The 24,622-nt window shown below is 76.3% G+C and carries 22 protein-coding genes; 2 read left to right on the top strand and 20 right to left on the bottom strand.

Annotated features, from left to right (window positions below):
- Positions 1–48: 48 nt before the first annotated feature.
- On the bottom strand, positions 49–855 hold the full coding sequence (locus tag FJQ57_RS10615) for an SGNH/GDSL hydrolase family protein (protein WP_246081738.1): 807 nt from the start codon (positions 853–855) through the stop codon (positions 49–51).
- 116 nt (positions 856–971) lie between these two features.
- Positions 972–1,439 (bottom strand): MerR family transcriptional regulator, encoded by a 468-nt coding sequence (locus FJQ57_RS10610; protein WP_139979972.1) that lies wholly within the window; start codon positions 1,437–1,439, stop codon positions 972–974.
- 57 nt (positions 1,440–1,496) lie between these two features.
- On the opposite strand from FJQ57_RS10610, the gene FJQ57_RS10605 reads away from it, so the two are divergent.
- Entirely contained in the window at positions 1,497–2,438 is a 942-nt protein-coding gene (locus FJQ57_RS10605) for an NAD(P)/FAD-dependent oxidoreductase (protein ID WP_139979970.1), read from the top strand.
- A 6-nt stretch (positions 2,439–2,444) separates the two neighbouring features.
- Here FJQ57_RS10605 and FJQ57_RS10600 read toward each other — a convergent pair whose 3' ends face one another.
- The 18 genes from FJQ57_RS10600 to FJQ57_RS22450 form a co-directional block, all read right to left on the bottom strand.
- Complete coding sequence (locus tag FJQ57_RS10600) at positions 2,445–4,226, bottom strand: ABC transporter ATP-binding protein (RefSeq protein WP_139979968.1); 1,782 nt, start codon at positions 4,224–4,226, stop codon at positions 2,445–2,447.
- The gene (locus FJQ57_RS10595) at positions 4,223–5,971 is read right to left on the bottom strand and encodes an ABC transporter ATP-binding protein (RefSeq protein ID WP_246081737.1); all 1,749 of its coding nucleotides are present in this window, start codon (positions 5,969–5,971) and stop codon (positions 4,223–4,225) included. Before FJQ57_RS10595 ends, FJQ57_RS10600 begins: the two co-directional genes overlap by 4 nt.
- A gap of 29 nt (positions 5,972–6,000) precedes the next feature.
- Positions 6,001–6,876 (bottom strand): ABC transporter permease, encoded by an 876-nt coding sequence (locus tag FJQ57_RS10590; RefSeq protein ID WP_139979966.1) that lies wholly within the window; start codon positions 6,874–6,876, stop codon positions 6,001–6,003.
- A complete protein-coding gene (locus FJQ57_RS10585) occupies positions 6,873–7,895 on the bottom strand; it encodes an ABC transporter ATP-binding protein (RefSeq protein WP_139979964.1) in 1,023 nt (340 codons plus the stop codon). Before FJQ57_RS10585 ends, FJQ57_RS10590 begins: the two co-directional genes overlap by 4 nt.
- Before the next feature lie 67 nt (positions 7,896–7,962).
- On the bottom strand, positions 7,963–10,209 hold the full coding sequence (locus tag FJQ57_RS10580) for a M16 family metallopeptidase (protein WP_170219377.1): 2,247 nt from the start codon (positions 10,207–10,209) through the stop codon (positions 7,963–7,965).
- Positions 10,206–11,048, bottom strand: coding sequence for a hypothetical protein (locus FJQ57_RS22465; RefSeq protein ID WP_170219376.1), 843 nt, complete (start codon positions 11,046–11,048; stop codon positions 10,206–10,208). The genes FJQ57_RS10580 and FJQ57_RS22465 overlap by 4 nt, the downstream gene beginning before the upstream one ends.
- A complete protein-coding gene (locus FJQ57_RS10575) occupies positions 11,045–11,668 on the bottom strand; it encodes a flavoprotein (protein WP_170219375.1) in 624 nt (207 codons plus the stop codon). Before FJQ57_RS10575 ends, FJQ57_RS22465 begins: the two co-directional genes overlap by 4 nt.
- On the bottom strand, positions 11,665–12,693 hold the full coding sequence (locus FJQ57_RS10570) for an LLM class flavin-dependent oxidoreductase (protein ID WP_139979958.1): 1,029 nt from the start codon (positions 12,691–12,693) through the stop codon (positions 11,665–11,667). Before FJQ57_RS10570 ends, FJQ57_RS10575 begins: the two co-directional genes overlap by 4 nt.
- A 145-nt stretch (positions 12,694–12,838) precedes the next feature.
- Positions 12,839–12,991 (bottom strand): LxmA leader domain family RiPP, encoded by a 153-nt coding sequence (locus FJQ57_RS22460; RefSeq protein ID WP_170219374.1) that lies wholly within the window; start codon positions 12,989–12,991, stop codon positions 12,839–12,841.
- A 28-nt stretch (positions 12,992–13,019) separates the two neighbouring features.
- A complete protein-coding gene (locus FJQ57_RS10565) occupies positions 13,020–14,024 on the bottom strand; it encodes a T3SS effector HopA1 family protein (protein WP_139979956.1) in 1,005 nt (334 codons plus the stop codon).
- Positions 14,021–15,193, bottom strand: a complete 1,173-nt coding sequence (gene lxmK, locus FJQ57_RS10560; RefSeq protein ID WP_170219373.1) for a class V lanthionine synthetase subunit LxmK — start codon at positions 15,191–15,193, stop codon at positions 14,021–14,023. The genes FJQ57_RS10565 and lxmK overlap by 4 nt, the downstream gene beginning before the upstream one ends.
- A gap of 151 nt (positions 15,194–15,344) precedes the next feature.
- Entirely contained in the window at positions 15,345–15,572 is a 228-nt protein-coding gene (locus tag FJQ57_RS10555; RefSeq protein WP_139979952.1) for a hypothetical protein, read from the bottom strand.
- Between the two features lie 183 nt (positions 15,573–15,755).
- On the bottom strand, positions 15,756–16,370 hold the full coding sequence (locus FJQ57_RS10550; RefSeq protein ID WP_139979950.1) for a response regulator transcription factor: 615 nt from the start codon (positions 16,368–16,370) through the stop codon (positions 15,756–15,758).
- Positions 16,363–17,610 (bottom strand): sensor histidine kinase, encoded by a 1,248-nt coding sequence (locus FJQ57_RS10545; RefSeq protein ID WP_139979948.1) that lies wholly within the window; start codon positions 17,608–17,610, stop codon positions 16,363–16,365. Before FJQ57_RS10545 ends, FJQ57_RS10550 begins: the two co-directional genes overlap by 8 nt.
- A complete protein-coding gene (locus FJQ57_RS22455; RefSeq protein WP_170219372.1) occupies positions 17,607–18,773 on the bottom strand; it encodes a sensor histidine kinase in 1,167 nt (388 codons plus the stop codon). Before FJQ57_RS22455 ends, FJQ57_RS10545 begins: the two co-directional genes overlap by 4 nt.
- A 278-nt stretch (positions 18,774–19,051) precedes the next feature.
- Positions 19,052–21,460 (bottom strand): class III lanthionine synthetase LanKC N-terminal domain-containing protein, encoded by a 2,409-nt coding sequence (locus tag FJQ57_RS10530; RefSeq protein WP_139979944.1) that lies wholly within the window; start codon positions 21,458–21,460, stop codon positions 19,052–19,054.
- Positions 21,461–21,702: 242 nt separating this feature from the next.
- Positions 21,703–23,553, bottom strand: coding sequence for a DEAD/DEAH box helicase (locus FJQ57_RS10525; RefSeq protein WP_139979942.1), 1,851 nt, complete (start codon positions 23,551–23,553; stop codon positions 21,703–21,705).
- A 95-nt stretch (positions 23,554–23,648) separates the two neighbouring features.
- A complete protein-coding gene (locus FJQ57_RS22450) occupies positions 23,649–24,152 on the bottom strand; it encodes a hypothetical protein (protein ID WP_170219371.1) in 504 nt (167 codons plus the stop codon).
- Positions 24,153–24,238: 86 nt separating this feature from the next.
- Here FJQ57_RS22450 and FJQ57_RS10515 point away from each other — a divergent pair, with 86 nt between their 5' ends.
- A complete protein-coding gene (locus FJQ57_RS10515; protein ID WP_139979938.1) occupies positions 24,239–24,613 on the top strand; it encodes a YccF domain-containing protein in 375 nt (124 codons plus the stop codon).
- Positions 24,614–24,622: the final 9 nt, after the last annotated feature.

The raw sequence follows: 24,622 nt of genomic DNA, 5'->3' as shown, positions 1-24,622 counted from the left end.
GGTCCGGACCGCTCCGCGTCGCCGGCGGCACCGAGGACCGGCGTCGGGTCAGCGCAGCAGCCCGGAGACCAGCGGCGCCAGGCCGGAGGAGTGACCCGCCCGGTTGGGGTGGTAGCTCTCGGCGATCGGGTTGGACAGGCCGTTGAGCCACTCCGGGTCGTCGCACACGGCGTGGCCGGTGAACCGGCTGGTCGGGTTGGCGAAGGCGAAGCCGCGGTTGGCCGCGGCGGTGGAGAGTCGGGCGTTGAGCTGGTCGGCCGTGGCGTTGAGCCGGGTCTGCTCGGCCGGGGAGAAGAAGGTGCCGGCGTTGCAGTCCTCGCCCATGAAGACGCGCGGGTAGCCCACCACGACGACGCGGGCGGACGGGGAGCGGGAGTCGATGGCGGCGTACAGCGTGCTGAGGCGGCCGGGGAGGGTGTTGCGGATGTAGGCCTGGGCGCCGTCGACGGCGCTGTCGCAGTCGCTGGCCCAGCCGGGCTGTGCGCACTCGGTGAGCACGTCGGCAAACCCGGCGTCGTTGCCGCCGACGGAGATGGACACGAAGTCGGTGCCGGACCCGAGCGCACCGAGCTGGCTGCCGCTCACGGTCGACACGGTCGCGCCGGAGCAGGCCTTGAAGCTGAGCGCGTAGCCGCGCGCGGCGGCCACGAGCTTGGGGTAGGCCAGGGTGGAGCGCTTGCACGACGTGCCGTCGTCGATGTAGCTGCGGGTGCCGAGGCCGGAGGCGTAGGAGTCGCCGAGGGCGACGTAGGTCGGCGCTGCGGCCTGGGCGGGAGCGGCGGTGGCGGCGACCAGCGCCGGGCCGAGCAGGGCGGCGAGCGTGGCCACCAGGGGGACGAGACGACGGACGAGCACCAGGACCTCCGAGACGAGAGCGGGCCACCCGGTGTGACCCGGGTCTCACCCAAGCAGCCGCCGCCGACAGCACGGAAGAGGGAAAGCCCTCCGTCCACAGGCCGTGCGCCGAGCGTTCACCGCGACCCCACCCGCCGGCCCCGTCCCGCACGACCCGACTGCTCGGCCAGGCCGGCGACCAGGGTCGAGGCGTCGCCGGCGAGGAGGTCGTCGACGCCCTTGCGGAACCCGGGGCAGTTGGCGACGTCGTGGGCGCGGCACCGCAGGGCGTGCATCGTCATCTCGCGGCTGCGCTGCATCTCGGCCATCCGCCGGTCGAGGTCGGCGACGTGGGCCTCGAGCACGAGGTGTCGCTCGGGGGCCTCGGCGTCGAGCAGCACCCGGATCTGCTCCAGGCTCATCCCCGCCGCCTGGTTGCGCAGGATGACGGCCACCCGCACGAGCTCGTCGCGGCCGTAGCGGCGACGGCCGGCGGCGTCGCGCTCGGGGTCGAGCAGGCCGACGTCCTCCCAGTGCCGCAGCACGTGCGTGGCGAGCCCGAACCGGCCCGCGAGCTCGCCGATGGAGATCACACTTGACTTCATGTCAACATGAACTCACACCATCGTTGTCGAGACAAGTTCCCAACAAGAGGAGACACGATGGACACGGACAACGGCTACGACGTGGTGGTCGTCGGCGGCGGGCCCGCGGGCCTGCAGGCCGCGCTCACCCTGGGCCGCATGCACCGCCGCGTGCTGCTGCTCGACGCCGGCGGCTACCGCAACGACCCCACCGACCACCTGCACAACTTCCTGACCCACGACGGCCGGCCGCCCGCCGAGCTGCGGCGCCTCGCGCGGGCCGAGCTGGCGGCGTACGCCACGGTCGAGGTGCGCGACGAGCGGGCGCACTCCGTCGTGCCCGACGGCCCGGGCTGGAGCCTGGCCACCGACCGCGGCCCGGTGCGCACCCGGATGGTGCTGCTGGCGACCGGGGTGCGCGACACCCTGCCCGACAAGCCCGGCCTCGCCGACCTCTTCGGGGGCGCGGCCGCGCACTGCCCGTTCTGCCACGGCCACGAGTACGCCGGCCGCCCGGTCGGCGTGCTGGGCAGCCACGGCCACGTCGGGCGGCTCGCCGCGATGCTCGCGCCGATCTCCTCGGAGGTCGTGGTGCTGACCGACGGCGACGCGGTCGACGACGACAACGCCGCCCAGCTGGCCCGGCTCGGCGCGTCGGTGCGCTCGGAGGTGGTGACCGGCTTCCGCGCCGGGGGCGCCCACGACGGCGCGGTCGTCTCCTTCGCCGGTGGCCCCGAGCTCGAGCTCGGGGGCGTGCTGGTGGCGACGACGTTCGCCCAGTCGGCGCCCTTCGCCGAGGACCTCGGCCTGGCGCTGCTGCCGTCGGGCTGCGTCCAGGTCGACGCGTTCGGCCGCACCTCCCAGCGCGGGGTCCACGCCGCCGGCGACCTCGCCCACGTGCCCGAGCTGCCGATGCCGATGAGCTCGGTGCTGGCCGCGGCTGCGGCTGGCCAGGCCGCCGCGACCGGGTGCGTCGCGGAGCTGCTCGCCCTCGACGTCGGGGTGCCCGTGCCGGCCTGACGGCCGTCACGCGCCGATGGGCACGCCCTCGCCGTCGGTCTCGCGGTCGGCCTGCGCCCGGTGCAGCCGGGCGTAGGCGCCGTCGGCGGCCAGGAGGTCGTCGTGGGTGCCGCGCTCGACGATGCGGCCGGCCTCCATCACGAGGACCAGGTCGGCCGTCCGGACGGTGGCGAGCCGGTGGGCGATGACGACGACCGTCCGGTCGGCGCGGAGCGCGTCCATCGCGCGCTGCACGAGCAGCTCGGTGCGGGTGTCGACGGCGCTGGTCGCCTCGTCGAGCACGAGCACGGCCGGGTCGGCCACGAAGGCTCGGGCGATGGTGACGAGCTGGCGCTCCCCCGCGCTGAGCAGGTGGCCGGTGTCGTCGACCAGCGTGTCGTAGCCGTCGGGCAGGGCCCGCACGACGTGGTCGACCGAGGCCGCCGCGGCCGCCCGGCGCACGTCGGCGGGCTCGGCCCCGGCGCGGCCGAAGGCGATGTTGTCCGCGATCGTCCCGGCGAGCAGCCAGGTGTCCTGCAGGACCATGGCGACCCGGGAGCGCAGCTCGGCGCGGGGCACCGCGGCGATGTCGGTGCCGTCGAGGGTGATCCGGCCCGACCGTGGGTCGTAGAAGCGGGCGAGCAGGTTGACCAGCGTGGTCTTGCCGGCGCCCGTGGGCCCGACGACGGCGACGGTGCGACCGGGCTCGACGACGAGGTCGAGGTCCTCGATGAGGGGGCCGGCGCCGTAGTCGAAGGTGACCGACTCGAACACCAGGCGGCCGCGGGTCGGGACGGGCAGGCGGCCGGTCGCCTCGGCCGGCTCCTCGTCCTCGTCGAGCAGCGCGAAGACGCGCTCGGCGGAGGCGAGGCCCGACTGGAGCGTGGTGACCATCGTGCCGACCTGGCTCAGGGGCGCGGTGAGCTGCTGGGAGTACTGCACGAAGGCGACCACGCCGCCGATGGTCAGCTGGCCCTGGACCACCCGCCACGCGCCGACGACGCAGATGGAGACGAAGGACAGGTTGCCCAGCAGCACCATGACCGGGTTGAGCAGGCCCGAGAGGAACTGGGCCCGGTGGCCCACCCGCGCCAGCTCGTCGTTGGTGGCCGCGAACCGGGCCCGGGCCTCGTCGTGGCGCCCGAAGGCGGTGAGCAGGTCGTGGCCGCTGAAGGCCTCCTCGACCTGCGCGTTGAGCTCGCCGGTCGCGGTCCACTGCCGCACGAAGTGGGGCTGGCTGCGCCGCACGAGCACGCGGGTGACCAGCGCCGTCACCGGCACGAGCACGAGGGCGACGAGGGTCAGGAGCGGGGAGATCGTCAGCATCGTGGCCAGCACGGCCACCACGGTGAGCAGTGCGGTGAGGAGCTGGCCGAGCGTCTGGCCGAGGGTGCGGGCGACGTTGTCGACGTCGTTGGTGACCTTGGAGAGCAGCTCGCCGCGCGGCACGGTGTCGACGTGGGCGATCGGCAGGCGGTGCAGCTTGCCCTCGACGTCGCGGCGCAGCCGCCGGGCCGCCGCGGTCGCGGCGCCGTTGAGCAGCCAGCCCTGCGCCAGCTCGCCGAGCGCGGCGCCGGCGCCGACCACGACGACGAGCAGCACGGCGGTCGCGAGGGCCCCGGTGTCGAGCCCCTCGCCGCGTACGCCGTCGACGACGGTGTCGACGGCCCGGCCGACCAGCAGGGGGCCGGCCACGGTGAGGCTGACGGCCACGGCGGTCAGCACGACGACGCCGAGGGTGCGCCACCGCGAGTGCAGCAGCAGCCCGAGCAGGCGTCGCGCGGTCCCGGGGCGCCGCGCCGTGCTCATGCCGTCACCCCGGCGAGCTGCTGCGAGGCGGCGATCTCGGCGTAGGTGGGGCAGGTCAGCAGCAGGTCGTCGTGGTGGCCGAGGCCGACCACGCGGCCCTGGTCGAGGACGACGACGCGGTCGGCCTCGCGGGCCTCGTCGACGCGCTGGGCGACCAGGAGGACGGCGGCGTCGGCCGTGCGCTCGCGCAGGGCTCGCCGCAGCCGCGCACCGGTGGCGGCGTCGAGCGCGGAGAAGACGTCGTCGAGCAGGTAGACCCGCGGCCGCGGCACCAGGGCCCGGGCGACGCAGAGCCGCTGGCGCTGCCCGCCGCTGAGGTTGGTGCCGCCCGGGTGCACCACGGCGTCGAGGCCGTCGTCGAGGCCGGCCACGAAGCCCGCGGCCTGCGCCACCTCGAGCGCGCGCCACAGCTCGTCGTCGCTCGCGTCGGGGCGGCCGAGGCACAGGTTGCTGCGCACGGTGCCGCCGAACAGGTAGGAGGCCTGCGGCACCAGCCCGACGGCGCCGGCGAGGACGCCCCGGTCGAGGTCGCGCACGTCGTGGCCGTCGAGGAGGACCCGCCCGACGGTCGGGTCGAGGAGACGGGCGAGCAGCGAGAGCAGCAGCGTCTTGCCCGACCCGGTCGAGCCGACCACGGCCACCACCTCGCCGGGGCGGACGTCGAGGTCGACCCCGTGCAGGAGGGGCTCGTCGGCCCCGGGGCGGCGTACGCCGACGCCCTCGACGCGCAGGGCGCCACGCACGGCGCGGGGCACCAGCGACCGGGGACCTCCCGGGCGCGGGCCGGCGGTGGACGACCGGGCCTCGAGCACGGCGGTGACCCGGTCGGCGCAGACCATCGCCCGCGGCAGCATCACCACCACGAGGGCCAGGACCGCGGTGGCGGCGAGCACCTGCACGACGTAGGTGAGGTAGGCGGCCAGCGACCCGATGGCCAGCTGCCCGTCGTCGACCCGGTGCCCGCCGAACCACAGCACGCCCGCGACGGCCAGGCTCGTCGTGACCACGACGACCGGCGTCAGCGCGGCGGTCATCCGGCCCATCCGCCGCGAGACGCGGGTCAGCTCGTCGTTGACCCCGGCGAACCGCTCGGACTCCCGCTGCTCCCGGGCGAAGGCCCGCACGACGCGCAGGCCGACGAGCTGGTCGCGGAGCACCTCGTTGGTGCGGTCCAGCAGCTCCTGGAGGCGCCGCGAGCTCGGCACCATCCACGCCACCAGCGCGGTGACCACGAGCGCGAGCACCGGCGCGGCGGCGAGCAGCACCCACGACAGCCCGACGTCGACGCGCACCGCCATCACGACCCCGCCGACCAGCAGCAGCGGGGCGGTGAGCACCATCGTCAGGGTCAGCAGCACGAACAGCTGCACCTGCTGGACGTCGTTGGTGCAGCGCGTCACCAGCGACGGCACGCCGAAGCCGTGCACCTCGCGCGAGGACAGCCCGCCGACGTGGGAGAACAGGCCCCGGCGCACGTCGCGGCCGAAGGCGGCGGCCACGGCCGCGCCGGCGTACGACGAGCCGGCGGCGACGACCGCCTGGGCCAGGCTGACCGCGAGCATCACCGCCCCGGCGCTCCCCACGCGGCCGAGGTCGCCGGGGACGATGCCCTCGTCGATGATCCGCGCGTTGAGCAGCGGCAGCACCAGCAGGGCGACCACGCTCGCGAGCTCGAGGGCGACCACGAGGGCGACGAGCCGGCGGTGGGGCGCGAGGTGGCGGCGGAGCAGCCTGAGCAGGGACACGGGTCGTCCTCTCCCGGGGCGCCGGGGCCTCAGCCCCGGGGCTCCCAGCGCCAGGTGCGCCGGGCGGCGAGCGCGAACGCGGCGCACCACCCGAGCACGAGCACCACCTCGGCCACGACCATGAGGCCCGAGGTCGACACGCCGACGCGGTCGGCGAGGTCGGTGACGAACGCCGGCGCGAGGACGGTCTCGCCCGTGGCGCCCAGGGCGCGGTGGGCCAGGTCGCTCGAGGCGGCGAAGGGCAGCAGCAGGGCCAGCGCGCGGTAGGCGTCGGGGGCACCGGGGTTGAGCACGAAGATGGCCGCGACGAGCCCGACGAGCAGCACCGGCAGGACGGCGAACTGCACCCGCTCGCTGGTCGCGGCGAGACCCGCGGTGGCGAACCCGCCGAGCACGGCGAGCACGGCCGTCGCGAGGACCACGGCGACGAACCCGGCCGTCAGCAGCGCGGGCGCACCGAGCAGCTGGTAGGCCACGGCCACGACGACGACCTGGAGCACGCCGACGATGACGTAGGGCAGGGCCAGCGCGACCAGCATCTGGCGAGGGACCAGCTCGGAGGTGCGCAGCCGCTTGAGCACCTGGGTCTCGCGGCGGGCGACGACGGTGCTGGTGACGGTGTTGTAGACCGCCACGACCAGCACGAGGACGGTCATCGAGGACAGCATCACCATCCACGGGCCGGGCGCGTCGGGCCGGTCGACGAGGGCCATGCCGACCGCGATCGCCGGGGCCAGCACGATCGAGAGCACCGCCACCCGCTGCCGCACGATCATCCCGAGCTCGAAGCGGGTCATCCGGAGCACCCGCCCGAGCGCCGTACGGCGGCACAGGCGGAGCTCGCGGCCGGCGGGCACCGCGGGGACGGTGCCGGTCGGGGCGGGCAGGGTGTCGGGGCTGGTCATGCGGTCACCTCGCGGGACGAGTCGGTGGGCTGGTGGGTGGGCTGGTCGGTCCGGTCGGGCTGGTCGGTGTCGGCGAGGCGGACGCGGTGGAAGACCTCCTCGAGCGAGGCCGGGTTGGCGCGGAGCCGCTCGAGCTGGACGCCCGCCCGCTCGGCGGCGTCGAGGACCCAGCGCAGGTCGCGCACGGGCTCCGGCCCGGTGACGGCCACCTCGGTCCGGGCGCCGTGCGGGCGGCGCACGGCGCGCTCGGCGACGGCGACGCCGACCGGGCGACGGCCCTCGCGCAGCCAGGCCGTGCCGGACCCGGGCAGCACGTCGAAGGCGACGCGGGCGGGCTCGGTGGCCAGCACCTCGTCGAGCGTGCCTGCGACGGCGACGCGGCCGCGGTGCATGATCGCGACCCGGTCGGCGAGGTTCTCGGCCTCCTCGAGCTGGTGGGTGGTCAGCAGGACGGTGGTACCGGCGTCGCGGAGCTCGCGGACCAGGCCCCAGAGGGTCTGCCGGGAGGCCGGGTCGAGGCCGGTGGTCGGCTCGTCGAGGATGATGAGGTCCGGCCCGCCCCAGATGGTGGTGGCGAGGTCGAGGCGCCGGCGCTCACCGCCGGAGAGCGACTGGACCCGGGTGCCGCGCTTGTGGTCGAGGCCGACGCGGGCGATGACGGTGTCGACGTCGTCGACGCGGGAGGAGAGGTCGGCCCAGAGCTGCATCGTGTCCTGCACGGTGAGCTCGGCGAACAGGCCGGATTCCTGCAGCATCGCGCCGGTGCGCTGGCGGACGACGGCCAGGTGGCGGGCCGGCTCGACCCCCAGCACCCGCACCTGCCCGGAGGCGGGGCGGCGGAAGCCCTGGATGAGCTCCAGGGTGGTGGTCTTGCCGGCGCCGTTGGTGCCCAGCAGGGCGTAGACCTGGGCCGGCTCGATGGTGAGGGACACGCCGCGCACCGCGTGGTGCCCGCCGTAGGAGAAGTGCAGGTCGCGCACGTCGACCACGGGCTCCGGGAGGGAAGGCTGGTGGGTCATGCCTCCAGCCTGGTCGCGGCCGCGGCCCCGCTGTAGGGGCTGCTGCCACCGGTGCCGATGACAGCCGTCACCGGGCGTGGGCGGCGGGACGGGACGCCCCGAGACCGGCCCGGTCGAGCAGCCGCGCCGCCTGGGTCTCGTCGAGCCCCGCGTCTGCGGCGGTGCGCACGAGGACCCGCGGCGGGGTCGCCAGGTCGGCCCGCAGCCGGGCCACGACCTCCTCCGGACGCGTGCCGAGGAGGCCGGCGTCGAAGCCGACGACCTCCCGGGGCGTGGCCCCGAGGTCGAGCATGGTCAGCGCCCGGGCGGCCAGCGCCGCCGGCTGGTGCGCGTCGCGGCGCCAGCCCGCGACCACCGAGGCCGCGGCGTCGGAGGCGTGGGCGGCCCGGGCCGCGAGCGCGGGCGGGGCCAGCTCGCGGGCCAGGTGCTCGAGGGTCGCGGGCAGCTCGCCCTCGGCGCAGAAGAGGTCGACCACGACCTCGGCCCCGCCGGGGACCGCGCGCTGGTGGGCCACCAGCACCGTGCCCTCCGGGGCGGCGAGCGGGTGCACGTCGCCCTCGGCGTCGCGGTCGTGGATGCCGACGAGCAGGGCCAGGCCGAGCCAGCGCTCGCGGAACCCGCCGCCGGCGGGCACCGGCCAGCAGAGCTCGAGCGAGACGGTCCCGGGCGGCTGGCGCTCGTCGACCACCGTCGTCAGCGGTCGGGCCGGGGCTCCCCGGGTGCCGACCTCCGGGCCGCCGGCGTCCGGGACGGCCGCGGCCCTCTGGCCGACGACCACGAGCCGGTCGACCGGGGTGGCACCCAGCCCGGGCAGGTCGCGCAGGTCGCGCAGGTCGCGCCACAGATGGTCGAGGAGCGCGTCGGCGGGCTCGAGCCCCTGCCCGTGCACGGTCGGACCGAGCTGGTCCTCACCGACGGTCCAGCCGAGGTCGCGCAGCGGGGACGCGGCCGCCGACCCGGCGGGGAGCCGGAGGCGGGCCGCGACGGCGGAGACGAGGGTGGGGCGCTCCAGCGCGACCACGGTGGCCGGGCGGGCGACGGGCGGCCGGGGGCGGCGAGCGCGTCCGACCAGGCCCGCGGGCTCGGTGGCGGCCAGCCCGGCCGCGGCCGCGACGACGTCGTCGGGCGCCAGCGCGGCCACGGCACCCACCCAGCGCGCGGCCGCGGCCGCGTCGCCCGCGAGCAGCACGGCACGACCGAGCAGCTGGGCGGCCGTGCGCGGCCGGTCGAGACGGACCGCGAGGTCGCGCCGGGCGTGGTCGACGGCCGTCCGCAGGTCGGCACCGCCCACGCGGCCGCGAGCCGCGTCGTCGAGCGCGGCCCGGACGCGCTCGAGCGCGGGCGCGGCGTCGACCGGGTGCAGCGCCGTCCAGGTCAGCGCGTCGGCGTCGGCCCGGTCCATCGGGACCATCTGGCCCACCCGTGCGCGGGCACCGACCGCGCCCGCGGCCTGGCGCCCGGGCGCCTGCAGGTGGGCGGCGAGGGCCAGGAGCCCGGCGTACCGCTCGGGGTCGTCGACCACCGACGGCACGCGCCAGCCCCATGCACCGGCGCTGTGCGGGGCGGTCCACGCCTCGTGCACGGCGAGGCCCCCCGGCCCCGGCGGCGCGACGAGCGGTACGCCGGGCGGTCGGGCGGCCGGCGCGGGCGGGGGGACCTCGAGGGCGTCGCAGACCGCGGCGAACCCGCCGGGCACCCGGTCGAGGTCGGCCACGACGACCACGACGGCCCGGTCGGGCCGGTGCAGCGGCTCGGAGAACGCGCGGCAGTGCGCCTCGTCCATGCCGCGCACGTGCGCGACCTCACCGAAGGGGTCGTGGCCCTCGGCCCAGGAACCGAGGACCGGTTCCCCCAGGGCCGGCCACGGCAGCGACCGCGACGGTCGACGCAGGTGGTCCTCGACCTCGCGGCACACGCCGTCGCGCTGGCGCTGAAGCACGCCGGCGGCCAGGACCGGCCACCCCGCGAGCCGGGCCCGCTCGACGGCGAGGGCGGCGTCGAGGGAGGCGAGCGGCACCTCGGTGCAGAACTCCAGGAGGTCGGGGTGGGTCGTGGCGTCGACCTCGCCCCCGGCGACCAGCACCGGGGTCACCCACCGGCGGCCGTCGGGTCGGCGGCCCTGCGCGAGCAGGTGCTCGACCAGGTGGGCCGTGCCGGCACCCCCGGCCGGGTCGAGGCGCGCGCCGCCGAGCAGGTGGGAGAGCACGACGGCGAGGTCGAGCCCGGGCCGGTGCACGGCCAGCACCTGCAGGCCCGAGTCGAGGCGGGCCCGGTGGGTGGGCGCGACCAGCCGGCCCCAGCCGGGCGCGGTCACAGCGAGACCACCAGGGCGGCGTACGTCGCGAGGTCGGCCTCGCGGAGCCGGGTGTGCACGGCGTAGTCGGCGACGTGCCGGGTGATCGCGAGGCGGACCTCGCGGTCGAGGCGGTCCTGGTCGACCGGGCGTCCGTAGCCCGCGAGCAGCCGCGCCCGCGCCTCGGCGACGGGGCACACCTCGGCGAACCACGGCACCAGGTGGGCCAGCTCGACGACCTGGCCGAGGACGGCACCGAGGTCGTGCTCGGGCGCGGCGGCGCCGTGGTCCTCCCCCACCACGCCGACGGCGGCGCCGGGACCGGTGGCGAACCACGTGCCGAGCCCGGCCCACCCGTGGCTGAGCACCGCGGTCGCCGGGCGGAGCGCGGCCCGGCAGTCGGCCCGCAGGCCGGCCAGCATGTCGGGGCCGAGCGCGTCGACGAACCGGTCCCGCCGCCTCCGCCGGGCCGGGTCGACGGGCCGGGCGTCGAGGAAGTCCGCCAGCCGGGCCAGCGCCGGCGGCGGGTGGTCGGGGGCCGGCAGCGCGTGCAGCCGGGCCAGGGCGGCACCGACCTGCGCCAGCACGCCGCTCCACGTCGCGGGAGCCAGGCGCCCGTGGCCGGCGGTGCGCACCGCGAGCTCGCCGTACGACGGGGTGGCGGCGGGCACGGGGTAGCGGCGGACGGTGCGGTCGCCGGTGCCCAGCACCCACCGCCAGCCGCGCGGGTCCTCGCGGTCGACGAGGGCGCCGAGGTCGGCGCCGGGCACGCCGAACGGGGCCGGGGCGGTGGGGCCGAGCGACCGGGTGAGCACGTCGCCGGCGTGGTCCTGGGCGCGCAGGGTGCTCGGGCCGCTCACGGGCGACGCTCCAGGGGGACGACCTCGGCCGCACCACTTCCCGCGCCACCACCCGCGCCGGCCACGAGCCGGGTCGCGGCCTCGAGCATCGCGTCGAGCAGCGCCAGGCAGTCGGGGAGCTCGGCGGAGGTGTAGGTCGACATGGTCCGGGTGGCGGCGCTGTAGCCGGGCTGCGGCTGGGCGACCGCGACGCCGGGCAGCCGCTCGATGTCGGCGACGTGCCGGGCGTAGGTGCGACCCTCGTAGCCGCCCGGCGGCAGGGCGGGCGCGATGACGACCGGCATGGTCGAGCAGGCGATCATGAGCAGCGACGGGGTGTCGCCCTCGCCGCGGGCGATGCGCCCGACGTAGTCGAGGGTCGCGGGGTAGACCAGGACGGCGTCGGCCCACTGTCCGAGCTCGACGTGCAGCGCCGGGCCGACGCGCTCGGCGTCCCACTCGTCGTCGTCGATCCCGCGGCTGCACAGCTGCTGGAGCGAGGGGCGGGTCACGAAGGCCCGGGCCGAGCGGGTGCGCACCACCCGCAGCTCGATCTCCGGCCGGTGGATCCGGATCCAGTTGATCTCGAAGGGGGTGAACGCCGCGCGCAGCGAGCCCGTGATGACCAGGACGAGCCTCACACCGCGACACCTCGAGGCGGGGGCGCCGGGGCCGGCGCCAGCTGGTCGAGGCAGGCCGCGACGACCTCGCCGACGGCGAGCCACTCGTCGCGGACGGCGGCCCACGGTCCGGGCGGCCGGTGCAGCACCAGGGGGACCTCGTCGGCGCCGGCCTCGACCGCGTCGAGCACCCGGGCCGCGATGTCGTCGACGCCGCCGCAGGTGACCAGGCCGGAGGCGATGGCGCCCGCGGGGCCGTCGCGCAGGGCCGCGTGGTCCCCGGCCGCCTCCAGGACGGCGCGGTAGTGCGGCAGTCGCAGGTGGGTGCCGACGGCCTGCTCGGCCAGCGCCGCGACGTCGCGGCCGGGCTGGGCGAGGACGGCGTGGACCGGCACGACCAGCTCGGGGCGCGGACGGTCAGCGGCGCTGGCGCCCTCGGCGAGGGCGGGCGCGATGACGTCGCGGACGTACGACGGCGGGGTGAGCCAGGTGGTCGCGACGTCGGCCACCTCGCCGGCCAGGCGGGCCATCCGGGGCCGCAGCGTGCCGAGGCCGAGCAGCACCCGGGCGGGCAGCCGCGGGCCGGGCAGCCCGGCGGCGAGCGGGAAGTAGTCGCCCTCGAGCCGGGTGGGGTCGCCGTCGACGAGGGCGCGCACGGCGGCGAGGAACTCGCGAGCCGCGGTGAGCGGGCTCGCGTACGCCGACCCGCCGAAGGCGCGCTGGACCGCCGGGTCGCCCGGCGAGAAGCACAGCCGTAGGTCGTGGCCGGAGGCGAGCACCATCGAGCGGGCCTGCTGCGCGGCCTGGACGGGGTGGTGGAGGGGGATGACGTTGACCGCGATCCCGAGCGGGAAGCGGTGGCCGGCACCGGCGGCGTGGGCGACCGTGCTGGCGACGTCGAGGCCGGCCGACTGGCCGACCCACAGCCGCTGGTAGGCGCCGGTACGGGTCAGCTGCGACCACCGCGCGGTCTCGGTGAGCGCGAGGGGCGTGAAGGGCCAGCACGCCGCGAGGCGCGGGCCGGCTGCGGGCGGGCTCGTCGTCATGCGTGGTCTCCTCCGGGCTCGACGGGGTAGGGTGAGCGGTGCGCCGCGTGCCGGCGCGGTCGACCTGGCGGTCGACGCACCTGCCTGGAGTGGGTGCTGTGGCTGATTGGTGCAGTCACAACACCCACTCGTCAGCAGGCCTCGATCAGCAGTTGAAGTTGTTGGTGAGGATCGCGCTGCCGATCGCGGAGCACGGCACCGTGGTGGCGGGCGTCTCGTCGCCCTCCTCGACCTGGTTGTTGATCTCCTCGGCGTCGCTGTACTCCTTGAAGCCGCCGACCAGCTCGTCCTTCGACATGGTTGTCTCCTTCGTGTGGTGGGTGGTGTCACCCGTGGATGGCCCCCGCCAGGGCGGCGGGGTCCGCCTGCACCGGTCGGTGCAGGAGATCGGGGGTGGGTGAGGCGGTGTTGCGCCACACCTGGGCGGGGTCGATGCCCCGCTGGAGGCAGGCCGCCTCGGTGTCGCCGGGGCGCCAGGACCCCTCGGCCCGGGCCAGCACCAGCTGAGCCGCGACGCGGGCGCGGTGCTGGCCGAAGCTGACCGCGCGCTGCTCGGGCTCCCAGGCGCAGCCCACCGTGGGGGCGAGCGCGCGGGTGAACAGCGACCGCGGCTGCCCGGCCGGGTGGGTACGCCGGCCGACGGCTGCGACGAGCGCGTCGACCGCGTCGACCTCGTCGCGGTGCAGGTAGATCGTGACCGCGTCGCTGCGCGGGTAGAGCCGGGCCTGCGAGGCGACCTTGGCGTGCCAGCGCCGGCGGCCGGCGAGCACGTCGAGGACGGCCACGAACGTCTCGGTCGCGTCGTCGCGCGAGACCGCCGCGGCGTAGACCCGCAGCAGGGGCTCGGACGACGGCGGGCTCTGCGGTCCCCGGGCGAGGGCGAAGCCGGGCGAGAGCGACGGCGAGAGCAGCGGGAGGTCGAGCTCGGCGCCTCCGGTCCCGTCGAGGACGACGTCGGCGCGGGGCACCCGCACCCGCAGGCCGAGGTGCTCGACGAGCACGTCCTCGCCGTCGAGGCCGAGGAGGGGCAGCCGTCGCCGGATCGACCGGTCGGCCAGCCGCTCGGAGAGGCCGAGCTCGTAGGCCTCGTCGCGCCCGGCGGCCACGTCGAGGCCGTCGTCGAGGTGGTGGCCCACGTGGAAGTGCGTGTAGAGCAGGGTGCCGAGCTCGCGCAGGAGGTCGCGCCGCTCGCGGTGGCGGGCGCGGGTGCCGCGGACGGTGACCTCGCCGGCCTCGAGGTCGAGGGTGACCTCGGCCTCGACGCGGCGCACGACGTCGTCCATCGACAGGGCCTGGGTCTTCGGGGTCGCTGGGGTCTCGGGGCCGGTCATGCCGCGACCTCCGGGCCGGCGGCGTCGTGGTGCAGGCCCAGGGCCTCGGCCGCGCCGGCCGGGTTGGCCAGGAGCCGCTTGCCGACGCCGGCCGCGGCGCGCGGCACGCCGGGCAGGACGGCCTTGCCGTGCGCGAGGGCGAGGAGCCGGTCGAGCAGGTGCCAGCCGGCGTACGCCGCGGTGCGGGCGGCCAGGTCGGCGTCGACCGGCGCCTCGGCGCGGTAGGCCGTCCAGAAGGCGGTGACCTGCGGGGCGAGGGCGTCGAGCTTGGCCACGCCGCGGCGGACGATCTCCTCGGGGGTCAGCGAGCGGTGGCGCAGGACGCCGTCGTGCTCCTCGGCGCCGATGCCGTCGCCGCGGGCGGTGGGGATGTCGAGCACGGCGCGGTAGACCCACTCGCCCACCCAGCTGCCGGTGTCGAACGCCGGGTCGCCCAGCCCGAACTCCTCCCAGTCGACGACCGCGGTCCGGTCGTCGGCCACGAGGACCTGGTCGATGCGGAGGTCGCCGTGGGTCCAGGTGCGGGGGGCGGCGGCGGAGGACCCGCGCAGGCGGCGCACCGCGGCGGCGAGCGAGTCGTCGGACTGCAGGATGCGCCAGGCGTCGACCTCGCCGGCGGTCATCAGGTGCACCGCGCCGAGCGGCAGTGCCCGCAGGGCGCGCTCGGTCGGGAGGGTGGGGCCGCGGCGGGGCAGGCCCTCGGCGGGCAGCCCGGCCGGGTCGATGGCGTGCAGCCGGCCGACGGTGTGGCCGACCTGCGCGCACAGCGCCGGCGTGAAGCGCTCCTCGACCAGCAGCCGGTTGCCGCTGGTGGCGCCGGGGACGGCCCGGTGCACGAGCACCCCGCGGCCGTGGTCGGCGTGCACCAGCTCGGGGGCGCCGGAGCCGGCGCTGTCGCCGTGCTGGACGAGCCGGGCGTGGCCGAGGCTGCGGGCGAAGCGGTCGGTGGCGCCCGGCCCGACGAGGCGCTTGACGAGGAAGGAGTCGCCGCCGGCGGTGGCGGGGTGGGTCAGCTGGTTCTCGTTGCGCCCCTGCAGCCGGGTGACGGCGGCGGGGACCTCGAGGCCGGCCTCGCGGGCCACCTCGACCAGCCACGACGGGGGGCTGGTGCGGTGCCGCTGCGGGCCGGTCGTCCCGGTGGTCATGTCGGTGGTCATGTCGGTGGTCATCTCTCCTCCTCCTGCGCTCCTCGGTGGGTCCTGCTCGATGTCCAGAAGCCTGCCGCCCGGGACGGGGCCCCCATCAGGGCCCGCCGTCACCGGCTCCGAGGACATCCGTCACACGGATCCGGTGACGCGGCCGGCCGGCTCCGCGCCGGCCTCAGGCCTGCTGCCGGGCGGTGAGGGCGACGTAGGCCCAGCGGGTGACGAGGGCGGCGAGGAGGGCGCCGCCGACGGCGCCGTTGACGGCCGGCGGGGCGTCGAAGGCCACGATCAGCACGGCGAAGAAGGCGACGACGACGATGCTGTTTGCGACCAGCGAGGCCGTCTCGCGTCGCAGCGTGGGGGCGGGGGCGAGTCGGCTCATGTCCTTGTACAGCGTTCCCATGGCTCTGGTCCTTTGCGTCCGGTGCATCGGTGGCCCACCGGGGGCGGTGGGGTGCGCGGCTGCGCAGCTCGATGCTCGTCGCCGGCGAGGGGCGCGGGTCAGTGCCGGAGGTCACCGGTCGTCGTGACACGTGTCGACGCCCCCGGTCGACAGGTGTCGACCGGGGGCGCCGGGTGGGGCCCGCTAGAGCAGGCCTCGGCTCTTGGCCTTGGCGACGGCCTCGGTGCGCGAGAGCGCGTCGAGCTTGGTCATGGCGTTGGACAGGTAGTTGCGCACCGTGCCCTTGGACAAGAAGAGCTCCTCGGCGATGTCGGCGGTGGGCACGCCCTGGTCGACCAGCCGCAGGATGTCGCACTCGCGGTCGGTGAGCGGGTTGGGGCCCGACCGCAGGGCGTCGGCGGCGATCTCGGGGTCGATGACCGTGCGGCCGTCGGCGACGGCCTGGATGCCGTCGATGAGCTGCTTGCCCGTGGCCGACTTCACGAGGTACCCCGACGCGCCGGCCTCCAGGGCACGGGGCAGGTGCCCGCTGCCGGGCAGGGCCGTCAGCAGCAGCACCTTGACCTCGGGCATGGCGGCGGTCAGCTGGGCGCAGGCCTCGATGCCGGTGGCGCCGGGCATGTCGATGTCGAGCAGGGCCACGTCGGGGCGGTGGGCGAGCGCGGTGCGCACGACCTCGTCGCCGCGGTCGACCCGGGCCACGACCTCGTAGCCGGCCTCGGTCGAGAGCAGGGCCTCGAAGGCCTCGCTGACGATGGTGACGTCCTCGGCGATCATGATGCGCAGCGGCTCATCCATGGGCGATCCTCTCGATCCGGTCGATCTGCTCGGGGCGCTCGGGGCGCTCGGGGCGCTCGGGACTGGCGGCGGCGCGGGCCGGCCGGGTCGAGCGGCGGGGGGCGTCGGCGCGCTGCGGGAGTGTGGCCGGCGGCTCGGCGACAGGGGCGGCGGCGGGGGCGACGCGGGCCAGGACGCGGTAGCGGCCGCCGCTGAGCTCCTCGACGACCAGGGTGCCGCCGAGCTCGGCGAGGACGGTCCGCCAGCGCTCGTGGCCCGACCCGCCGGAACGGGGTGCGACGGCCTCGTCGGGGACGCCGTCGTTGGTGATGGCGAGCAGCGCGGTGCCGTCCTGCATGCGGGCGGTGACGGTGCAGCGGGCGGGCACGGCGTGCTTGAACATGTTGGTGACCGACTCGCGCACCACGAGCGCGAAGGCGTCGTCGACCCGGGCGTCGACCTCGTCGACCGAGACGGTGACCTCGACCCCGAGGCGCTTGCACAGCGCCTGGGCGGTGGCGACCTCGTCCTGGAAGCCGGCCAGCACCGACTCGAACGAGAGCAGCTCCAGCTGCTCGAGCCCACGGGCGACCAGGGTGGCGACGTCGTCGAGCTGCTCGGCCAGCTGCGGGTCGTCGACGGTCAGCTCGCGCCGGGTGGTGGCGGCCTGGTGGGCGACCTGGTGCAGCGTGCTGCCGATGACGGCGTTGAGCTCCTCGGCCAGCCGGGTGCGCTCGACGTCGACCTCGATGTCGGCGAGGTCCTCGCGGGTGGCGCGCAGCTCGCGGGCGGCGGTGGCGACGCGCTCGAGGAGGTAGATGAACAGCGGGTAGGTGACGTGGGTCAGCACCCCGACGGCGACGGTGGTGGTGGCGCTGCCGTAGGTGTCGATCCAGCTGTGCATCGCCCAGGCGACCAGCGCCGTGGCGCCCAGCACCGCCGGGAGCACGGGGAGGCTGACGGCGATGATCGCCAGCCCGAGGCCGGTGACCAGGATCCAGTCGTCGTGGATGCCCACCACCGCCACCGCGAGGCCGACGAGGCCGCCCCACCGGCCCAGGCGCTGCTGCTGCAGCTCCCAGGCCAGGAAGGCAAGGATCGCGGCGAGGTAGAGGCCGGCCTGGAGGGGGCCCTGGGTGCGGCCGGGCAGGGTCTGCAGGGGTACGCCGACCACGAAGAGCCACACCGCGAGCCGGGCCCCGCGGCCGTCGGCGCCGAGGCGGGCGACGAGGGCGGCCAGGCGCGCGCGCAGGCGGGTCACCGGCGGGCTCCGGCGGCGAGCGGGACGCGCACGTCGCAGCGGAAGACGCCGTCGGTGCCGAGGTGGCGGTGCACGGTGCCACCGGCCGCGGTGACCGCGCGGTGGAGGCGGCCGTCGGCCTGGGTCGCGACCGCCTCGGGGTCGCCGATCGAGCCGTCGTTGACGGCGGTGACGACCACGTGGTCGTCGTCGCCGTCGATGGTGATGGAGCACCAGGAGGCGCGGCTGTGCTTGAGCACGTTGGTGATGTCCTCGCGGATGACGAGCCCGGCGAGCGTCTCGAGCGGGCCGGGCGGGCGGCGGCGCACGTCGACGTCGAGCGCGATGGCAACGCGCTGCGAGAGCATCCGTGCGTTGTCGAGCTCGACGTCGAGGTGGGCGATGCTGGGGCCGCTGCTCAGCGAGCGGAGCTGCACCTGGCCGCGGCTGATCTTCTCGTGCATCTGGCCGAGGCGCTCGGCGAGCTCGGGGTCGCGGTCGCCCAGCGTGCGCAGGGCGGTCTGGTTGCGCAGCGACGCCGCGACCAGGGTGCGACCCATCAGGTCGTGCAGGTCGCGGCCGATGCGCTCGCGCTCGAGGTCGACCCGGCGCCGGGCGTAGGCCTCGCGGGTGAAGTGGAGGTCGTCGATGAGCACGGCGAGGCGGGTGACGGCGACCAGGATCACGACGTAGGTGGCGGTCTCGATGAGCACGCCGACCAGGCCCGAGCCGGTCGCGACGTCGATGCGGCCGAACAGGACGACGAACAGCACCGTCTGCACCACGACCAGCGCCGCGGCCCGCGCCGGCGGGAAGCCGAGCACGGCCGCGGCGACGGAGAAGACCAGCGAGAGGCCCAGCACGCCCCACGTCATCGGGACGAGCGCGACGACCGCGAGGAAGGGCGCGATCCAGGTGGAGCGGTAGGCGTCACCGCCCCGCAGGGCGCCGAGCTGCACCCGGACGAAGAGCGGGACGGCGACGGTGAAGGACAGGGCCGACCACGGCACGACGCCGGAGGTGATCTCCCCCGTCTCGACGAAGCGCAGCCAGCTGATCAGCGCCAGCGAGGCCAGCAGGAACCAGCACAGCAGCAGGGTCGCCACGGCCTCGACCGACTGCGAGCGCAGCAGGCCGAGGACGCCGGGGCCTGCCGGCGGCCGGCGTACCTCGTCGCTGGGCATGGGGTGGGTGGTCGCGGGTCGGCGGCTCAGGAGGCGCCGAGGCAGGGCAGCGAGAGCAGCGACTGGATGCCGGGCAGGTCGGCGCCCGTCGCCTCGATGGTCGTGGGGGCGAGGGCGTGCAGGTCGTCGAGGTTCATCGGGGGGCTCCGGGGGGTGCGGGCGGCGGGGGCCGCGGTCGGGTTGGTCCTCCGACCTTCCCTGGCACACCCCTCGGGGTGGCAGTGCCTGTGCACAGGGAACCTCGATGACAGGCGTCACCTCCTCGCCCTCGCGCCGGGTCATCGCCGCGTCCCCGGGAGGCGCAGCACGTGGGTGACCCCGGTCAGGCCGGGGGTGCCCAGGACGGCCAGCAGCCCGGCCGAGCCGGTGCCGAGGTCGTCGGCGCAGCGCAACCGCTGCTCGCCGAGGGTGCTCCAGCCACGGGCGGTCGCCACGCCGTGCCAGGTCGCGCGCTGCGCCAGCCGGGCGACGTCGTCGTCGTGGCCGCCCAGCGCGCGCAGCGCGGTGATCGTGCCCGCGAGGCCGTCGAGGAGGCCGGCGAGGGGCGGGGCCACCGCGGCGCACGCGCGGGCGGCCGCGGCGGCGTCGGCCCGCAGGCGGGCGTCGTCGGGGGCGGCGAGGGCCACCGCGAGCACGAAACCGGCGCTGCCGCGCCCGAGGCCGGTGTGGACCCGGCCGGCGGAGGTCACCACCAGCCGGTCGCCGGTGGGCCGCATCGGCGCCCGCGCCCGGTGCAGGGCGGCGACGGCGGCGGCGTGCAGGCCTGGGTCGGCGTCGACGTACGACGCGCGGGCGAGCGCCACCGCGACACCGGACCACCCGTCGAGCAGGCCTGCCTCGGCGAGCCGGACCTCGGGGTCTGCGACGGCCGCGGCGACGTCGGCCGCGGCGGCCCGGCCGCGCTCGGTGAGGTCGTGGCGGCCGAGGAGCGCGCCGAGCTCGAGCAGCGCGACCGCGCAGCCGGCCCGGCCGCGGGCCCAGGAGATGCTGCGCGGCAGGGGCGAGCGGCACCCGTCGACGACGGTCGCGGCCTGCTCGCCGCGCCCGAGCAGGGCCAGGGCGAGCGCGACGCCCTCGGCGCCGACCCCGAGGCCGTGCTGACGCTGCGCGCCCGGGGGGACGGCGGCGAGCCAGTCGAGGTGGACCGGGTCGGCGTCGTGCCCGCGCGCCTGGCGGGCCAGCAGCACGCCCGCGGCGCCCGAGAGCAGGTCGTGGCCGCCCAGGGGGTCGGTGAACTGGTCGCAGCCGCCGGGGAAGAGCCGGTCGGCGCGGTGGGGCGTTGCCCGGGCGAGCACCCCGTCGTCGAGGCGGCGCACGAGGTCGTCGGGACCGGTCGGCGCGGGGTCGGGCGCGGCGCCGAGGGCGGCCCGGACCGGGGGCGCTCCCGGGAAGTGCGGGGCCAGGTCGGGGCGGCGGTCGAGGAGCAGCACGTCGGGGTCGAGGACGTACGCCGCGGTGCGGGCCAGCCCGAAGAGGTCGCGGGCGACCGGGTCGGGGTCGTCGAGGTGGAAGCCCGGCGTCGCGACGGCCGCGGTGACGCCGACGCCGTCGAGGCAGGCGGTCTCGAAGTCGAGGAGCCGCGGACCGGCCTCGGCGCCGCACACGACGTTGGCCGGGGTGAGGTCGCCGTGGGTGACGCCCAGGAGGTGCATGCGGGCCACGAGGGCCGCGAGCTCGCGACAGGTGCGCTCGGCCCAGCCGTCGTAGTCGGCCTCGCCGTCGAGGTCGGCGCGGCTGCGCGGGTTGGCCTGGCTGGCCCGGCGGACCAGCGTGGGGCCCTCGACCCATGTCGAGACGAGCAGGTCGCTGTGGGGTCCGGGCCAGTAGTCGACGGGGTCGGGGGCGATGCCGGAGCCGGCGAGCCGACCGAGGACGGCGTGCTCGTGGCGCAGCCGGGCGACCGCGTCGACCCCGTCGGCGTCGATGCCGGTGTGGTGGCGGGCCTCCTTGAGCGCGACGCACCGGCCGTCGTCGAGCACCGCGCGGTAGAGCGCCCCGGTCGTGCTGCGCTGCACGAGCTCGACCTCGCGCAGCGGGAGCGTGGCCGGGGCCTCGGGGGCGAGCGCACGGGCCAGGGCCTCGGGCAGCGGCCGGGTGGTCTGGCCCCGGTGGTCGGGCACGAGGGCCCCCGCCGCGACGACGGCGAGCACGAGGCGTCCGTCGTCGGCCTCGACCCAGTCCTCGGCGTACGCCCCCCAGCGCACGCCGAGCGGCGCCGCACCGTGCGGGCGGTCGCCGAGCACCCGGGGCCCGAGGACCCCCGCGAGCGCGTGGCCGAGCAGGCCGACCAGGCGGGCGGCGTGCGCGTCGTCGACGGGGTAGACGACGCACGTCTTGCCGGTCAGCGACGGCGGCGCGTGCTTGTCGGTGGCGACCCGCACGAGGCCGGTGCTGCGCAGCACCTTCCAGGCGGCGCCCTCGGCGAAGCACACCGCCGCGACCGCGGCCGCCACGGCCGCGGCCTCGGCCGGGCGGGCGCCGACGTGGATCTTCCAGCCCGCCGGGGGCAGCGGGTCGCCCGGCGGCCGCATCGACTGCCACAGCCCCGCGGTGCGGTGGCGCCAGCCCTCGGGGCAGCCCGAGGGCGCGACGAGCGGGCCCTCCGTCCCCTCCACGTCGGCCACCCTCCACGGCACGTCGAACAGGTCGGGGTCGGCCAGGGCGAGGAAACGGGCGCGCCCGTCCATCGATCCTCCCGAGATCGTGCCCCGCGCTGGCCACGCGGCGGCGACGCCTCCGAACCTAGCCCACGGGTGAGAGCCAGGTCACGTGCGCGTCGGCCGATCTAGGATCCCGTCCTAGGCCGCAGCAGGCCTGACCGCGGTCGAGATCCACCCCGTGAGCGGTGGGTCCCAGGGTGCATCGACCGGTCTGTCGTGGAACCTCGAGGCTCGTCGAGGCGTCGGCGACCGGCCGCGGCGCCGACCGGTCAGTCGTCGTCGCGGGGCTTCTTGTGGCGCGGCTTCTTCTCCCGGCGAGCCTCGCCGTCGCCGTCCCGGCCGCTGTCCCTGCCATCCCCGCCACCGGCGTGGTCGCGGCGCGAACCGCGGCTGCCGGGGCCGCGGTCCTCGGAGAGCTCGATGAGCTTGCCGCTGATGCGGGTGTTCTCCAGGTTGCGCCAGACCTCGGCGGGGAGGTCGGCGGGGAGCTCGACGACGGAGAAGTCGGGCCGGATCTGGATGGCCCCGAAGTCGCGGCGCGACAGGCCACCCTCGTTGGCCAGGGCGCCGACGATCTGGCGCGGCTCGACCTTGTGGCGCTTGCCGACCTGGATCTTGTACGCCTTCATCGGCTGGTCACCCGTCCGCGACCGGTCGCCACGCTCGGGACGCTCGCGCCGGGTGCCGCGGTCGAAGCGGTCGTCGCCGTCGAAGCGCTTGCCCCGGCCGGCGCCACGGTCGTCCCGGTCGCGGCGGACCGGCCGCTCCGGCTCGGCCTCGAGGAGCAGCGGGGTGTCGCCCTGGGCGACGATGGCGAGCGCGGCGGCGACGTCGAGCTCGGGCACGTCGCGGTGGCGGACGTAGTGGGCGACGATCTCGCGGAACCGGTCGACCCGGTCGGTCTGCGACAAGGCCGCGGTGATGGCGTCGTCGAAGCGGGAGAGCCGGGTGGCGTTGACCTCGTCGACCCCGGGCAGCTGCATCTCGGCGAGCGGCTGGCGGGTCGCCTTCTCGATGTGCTTGAGCAGGTAGCGCTCGCGGGGGGTGACGAAGGAGATGGCGTCACCCGAGCGGCCGGCCCGGCCGGTGCGGCCGATGCGGTGCACGTAGGACTCGGTGTCGGTGGGGATGTCGTAGTTGACGACGTGGCTGATGCGCTCGACGTCGAGGCCGCGGGCGGCGACGTCGGTGGCCACGAGGATGTCGAGCTTGCCCGACTTGAGCTGGTTGACGGTGCGCTCGCGCTGCGCCTGGGCGACGTCGCCGTTGATCGCGGCGGCGGAGAACCCGCGGGCCTGCAGCTTCTCGGCCAGCACCTCGGTCTCGTTCTTGGTGCGGACGAAGACGATCATCCCCTCGAACGCCTCGACCTCGAGGATGCGGGTCAGGGCGTCGACCTTCTGCGGGTAGCTGCAGATCAGGTAGCGCTGGGTGATGTTGGCGGCCGTCGCCGTCTTGTTCTTGACCGTGATCTCGACCGGGTCGTCGAGGTACTTCTTCGACAGGCGGCGGATCTGCGCGGGCATCGTCGCGCTGAACAGCGCGACCTGCTTGGTGTCGGGGGTCTCGGCGAGGATGGTCTCGACGTCCTCGGCGAAGCCCATGTTGAGCATCTCGTCGGCCTCGTCGAGCACCAGGAAGCGCAGCTCGGACAGGTCGAGGGTGCCCTTGTCGAGGTGGTCCATGATCCGGCCCGGCGTGCCGACGACGACGTGGACGCCGCGGCGCAGCGCGCTCAGCTGGACGCCGTACGCCTGGCCGCCGTAGACGGGCAGGACGTGCACGCCGCGGGTGCCGGCGGCGTACTTCTGGAACGCCTCGCAGACCTGCAGCGCCAGCTCGCGGGTGGGGGCGAGGACGAGCGCCTGCACCGACTTCTGGCGCACGTCCAGGCGGTCGAGGACCGGCAGCGCGAACGCCGCGGTCTTGCCGGTGCCGGTCTGCGCGAGGCCGACGACGTCGCGTCCCTCGAGCAGCGTCGGGATGGTCTGGGCCTGGATGGCCGAGGGACGCTCGTACCCGACGTCCTTGAGCGCCTTGAGGACGGCGTCGCCCAGTCCGAGGTCGGCGAAGGTGGGGGTCTGCTCGGTCGACTCGGTCTGGTCGCTCTGGTCGTTCACCCGACAACGGTAGTGGCTGTGGCTTGTACCACCCGATTCGTCGGCGCGGTGCGCTGGGTCACCACGCGGTCAGGACGGTGCCCGCGGGTCGAGGATCAGCCGAAGACGCCCGTGCCGCAGGTCTCCTCGGCCTGGTCGCTGATGCGCTGGGTCTGCTCGGTGACGGGCTGCAGGTGCTTGACGGCGAGCAGGGCCAGGATCTGGGAGTTGCGCTGCACGGCCTCGCCGAGCGAGGTGCCCGGGGGTGGGTTAGCGGCGTCGATCAGCCGGTCGTCGGCCTCGGCGGCGTAGGCGTCGAAGGCCTTGGTCGTCGCCGCCCAGTCGTCCTGCGACTCGGCCGGCGCCACCTCCGCCGCCGCGCGCAGGCTCTCGGCCAGCGCGTCGGGGTCGTCCGCCGGGACCGCAGCCACGGCCGCCAGCGCGTCGCAGTACGGCGAGGCCGGCGCCGAGGAGGTGGGCGGGGACGAGGTCGGGGCCGAGGAGGCCGGCGCCGAGGACGGGCCGCCCGACGCCTCGTCGTCGCCACCGCCGCAGGCCCCGAGCGTGAGCACCAGGGCGGCCAGCCCCGCGACCAGCGCCGTCGTCGTACCTCGTCCCACTGCGGACCCCCACGTCGTCAGGGCGCCGGCGGCGCCGCCGGCTCGACCGTACCCACGCGCACCCACCCGTCGGACACACTGGCCGCGTGCGCACCCTGCTCAACCTCCTCTGGCTGGTGCTGTGCGGCTTCTGGATGGCCGTCGGGTACGCCGTGGCGGGCGTCATCTGCTGCGTGCTGGTCGTGACGATCCCGTTCGGGCTGGCGTCGTTCCGGATCGCGGGCTACGCGCTGTGGCCGTTCGGGCGCGAGGTCGTCCCGCGGCCGGGTGCGGGCGCCCCCTCGGCGATCGGCAACGGCATCTGGTTCGTCGTCGCGGGCATCTGGCTGGCCATCGGCCACGTGCTCTCGGGGATCGCGCTGTGCCTGACGGTCATCGGCATCCCGCTCGGCGTGGCCAGCTTCAAGATGGTGCCGGTCTCGCTGCTCCCCCTCGGCCGGGAGATCGTCCCCACGCGCTGAGCCGGCGGG

Origin of the sequence: Nocardioides litoris, from assembly GCF_006346315.1 — a bacterium.
In the GTDB taxonomy this organism is placed as follows: Bacteria; Actinomycetota; Actinomycetes; order Propionibacteriales; family Nocardioidaceae; genus Nocardioides; species Nocardioides litoris.
This window is presented reverse-complemented; position numbering and strand designations above follow the sequence as displayed.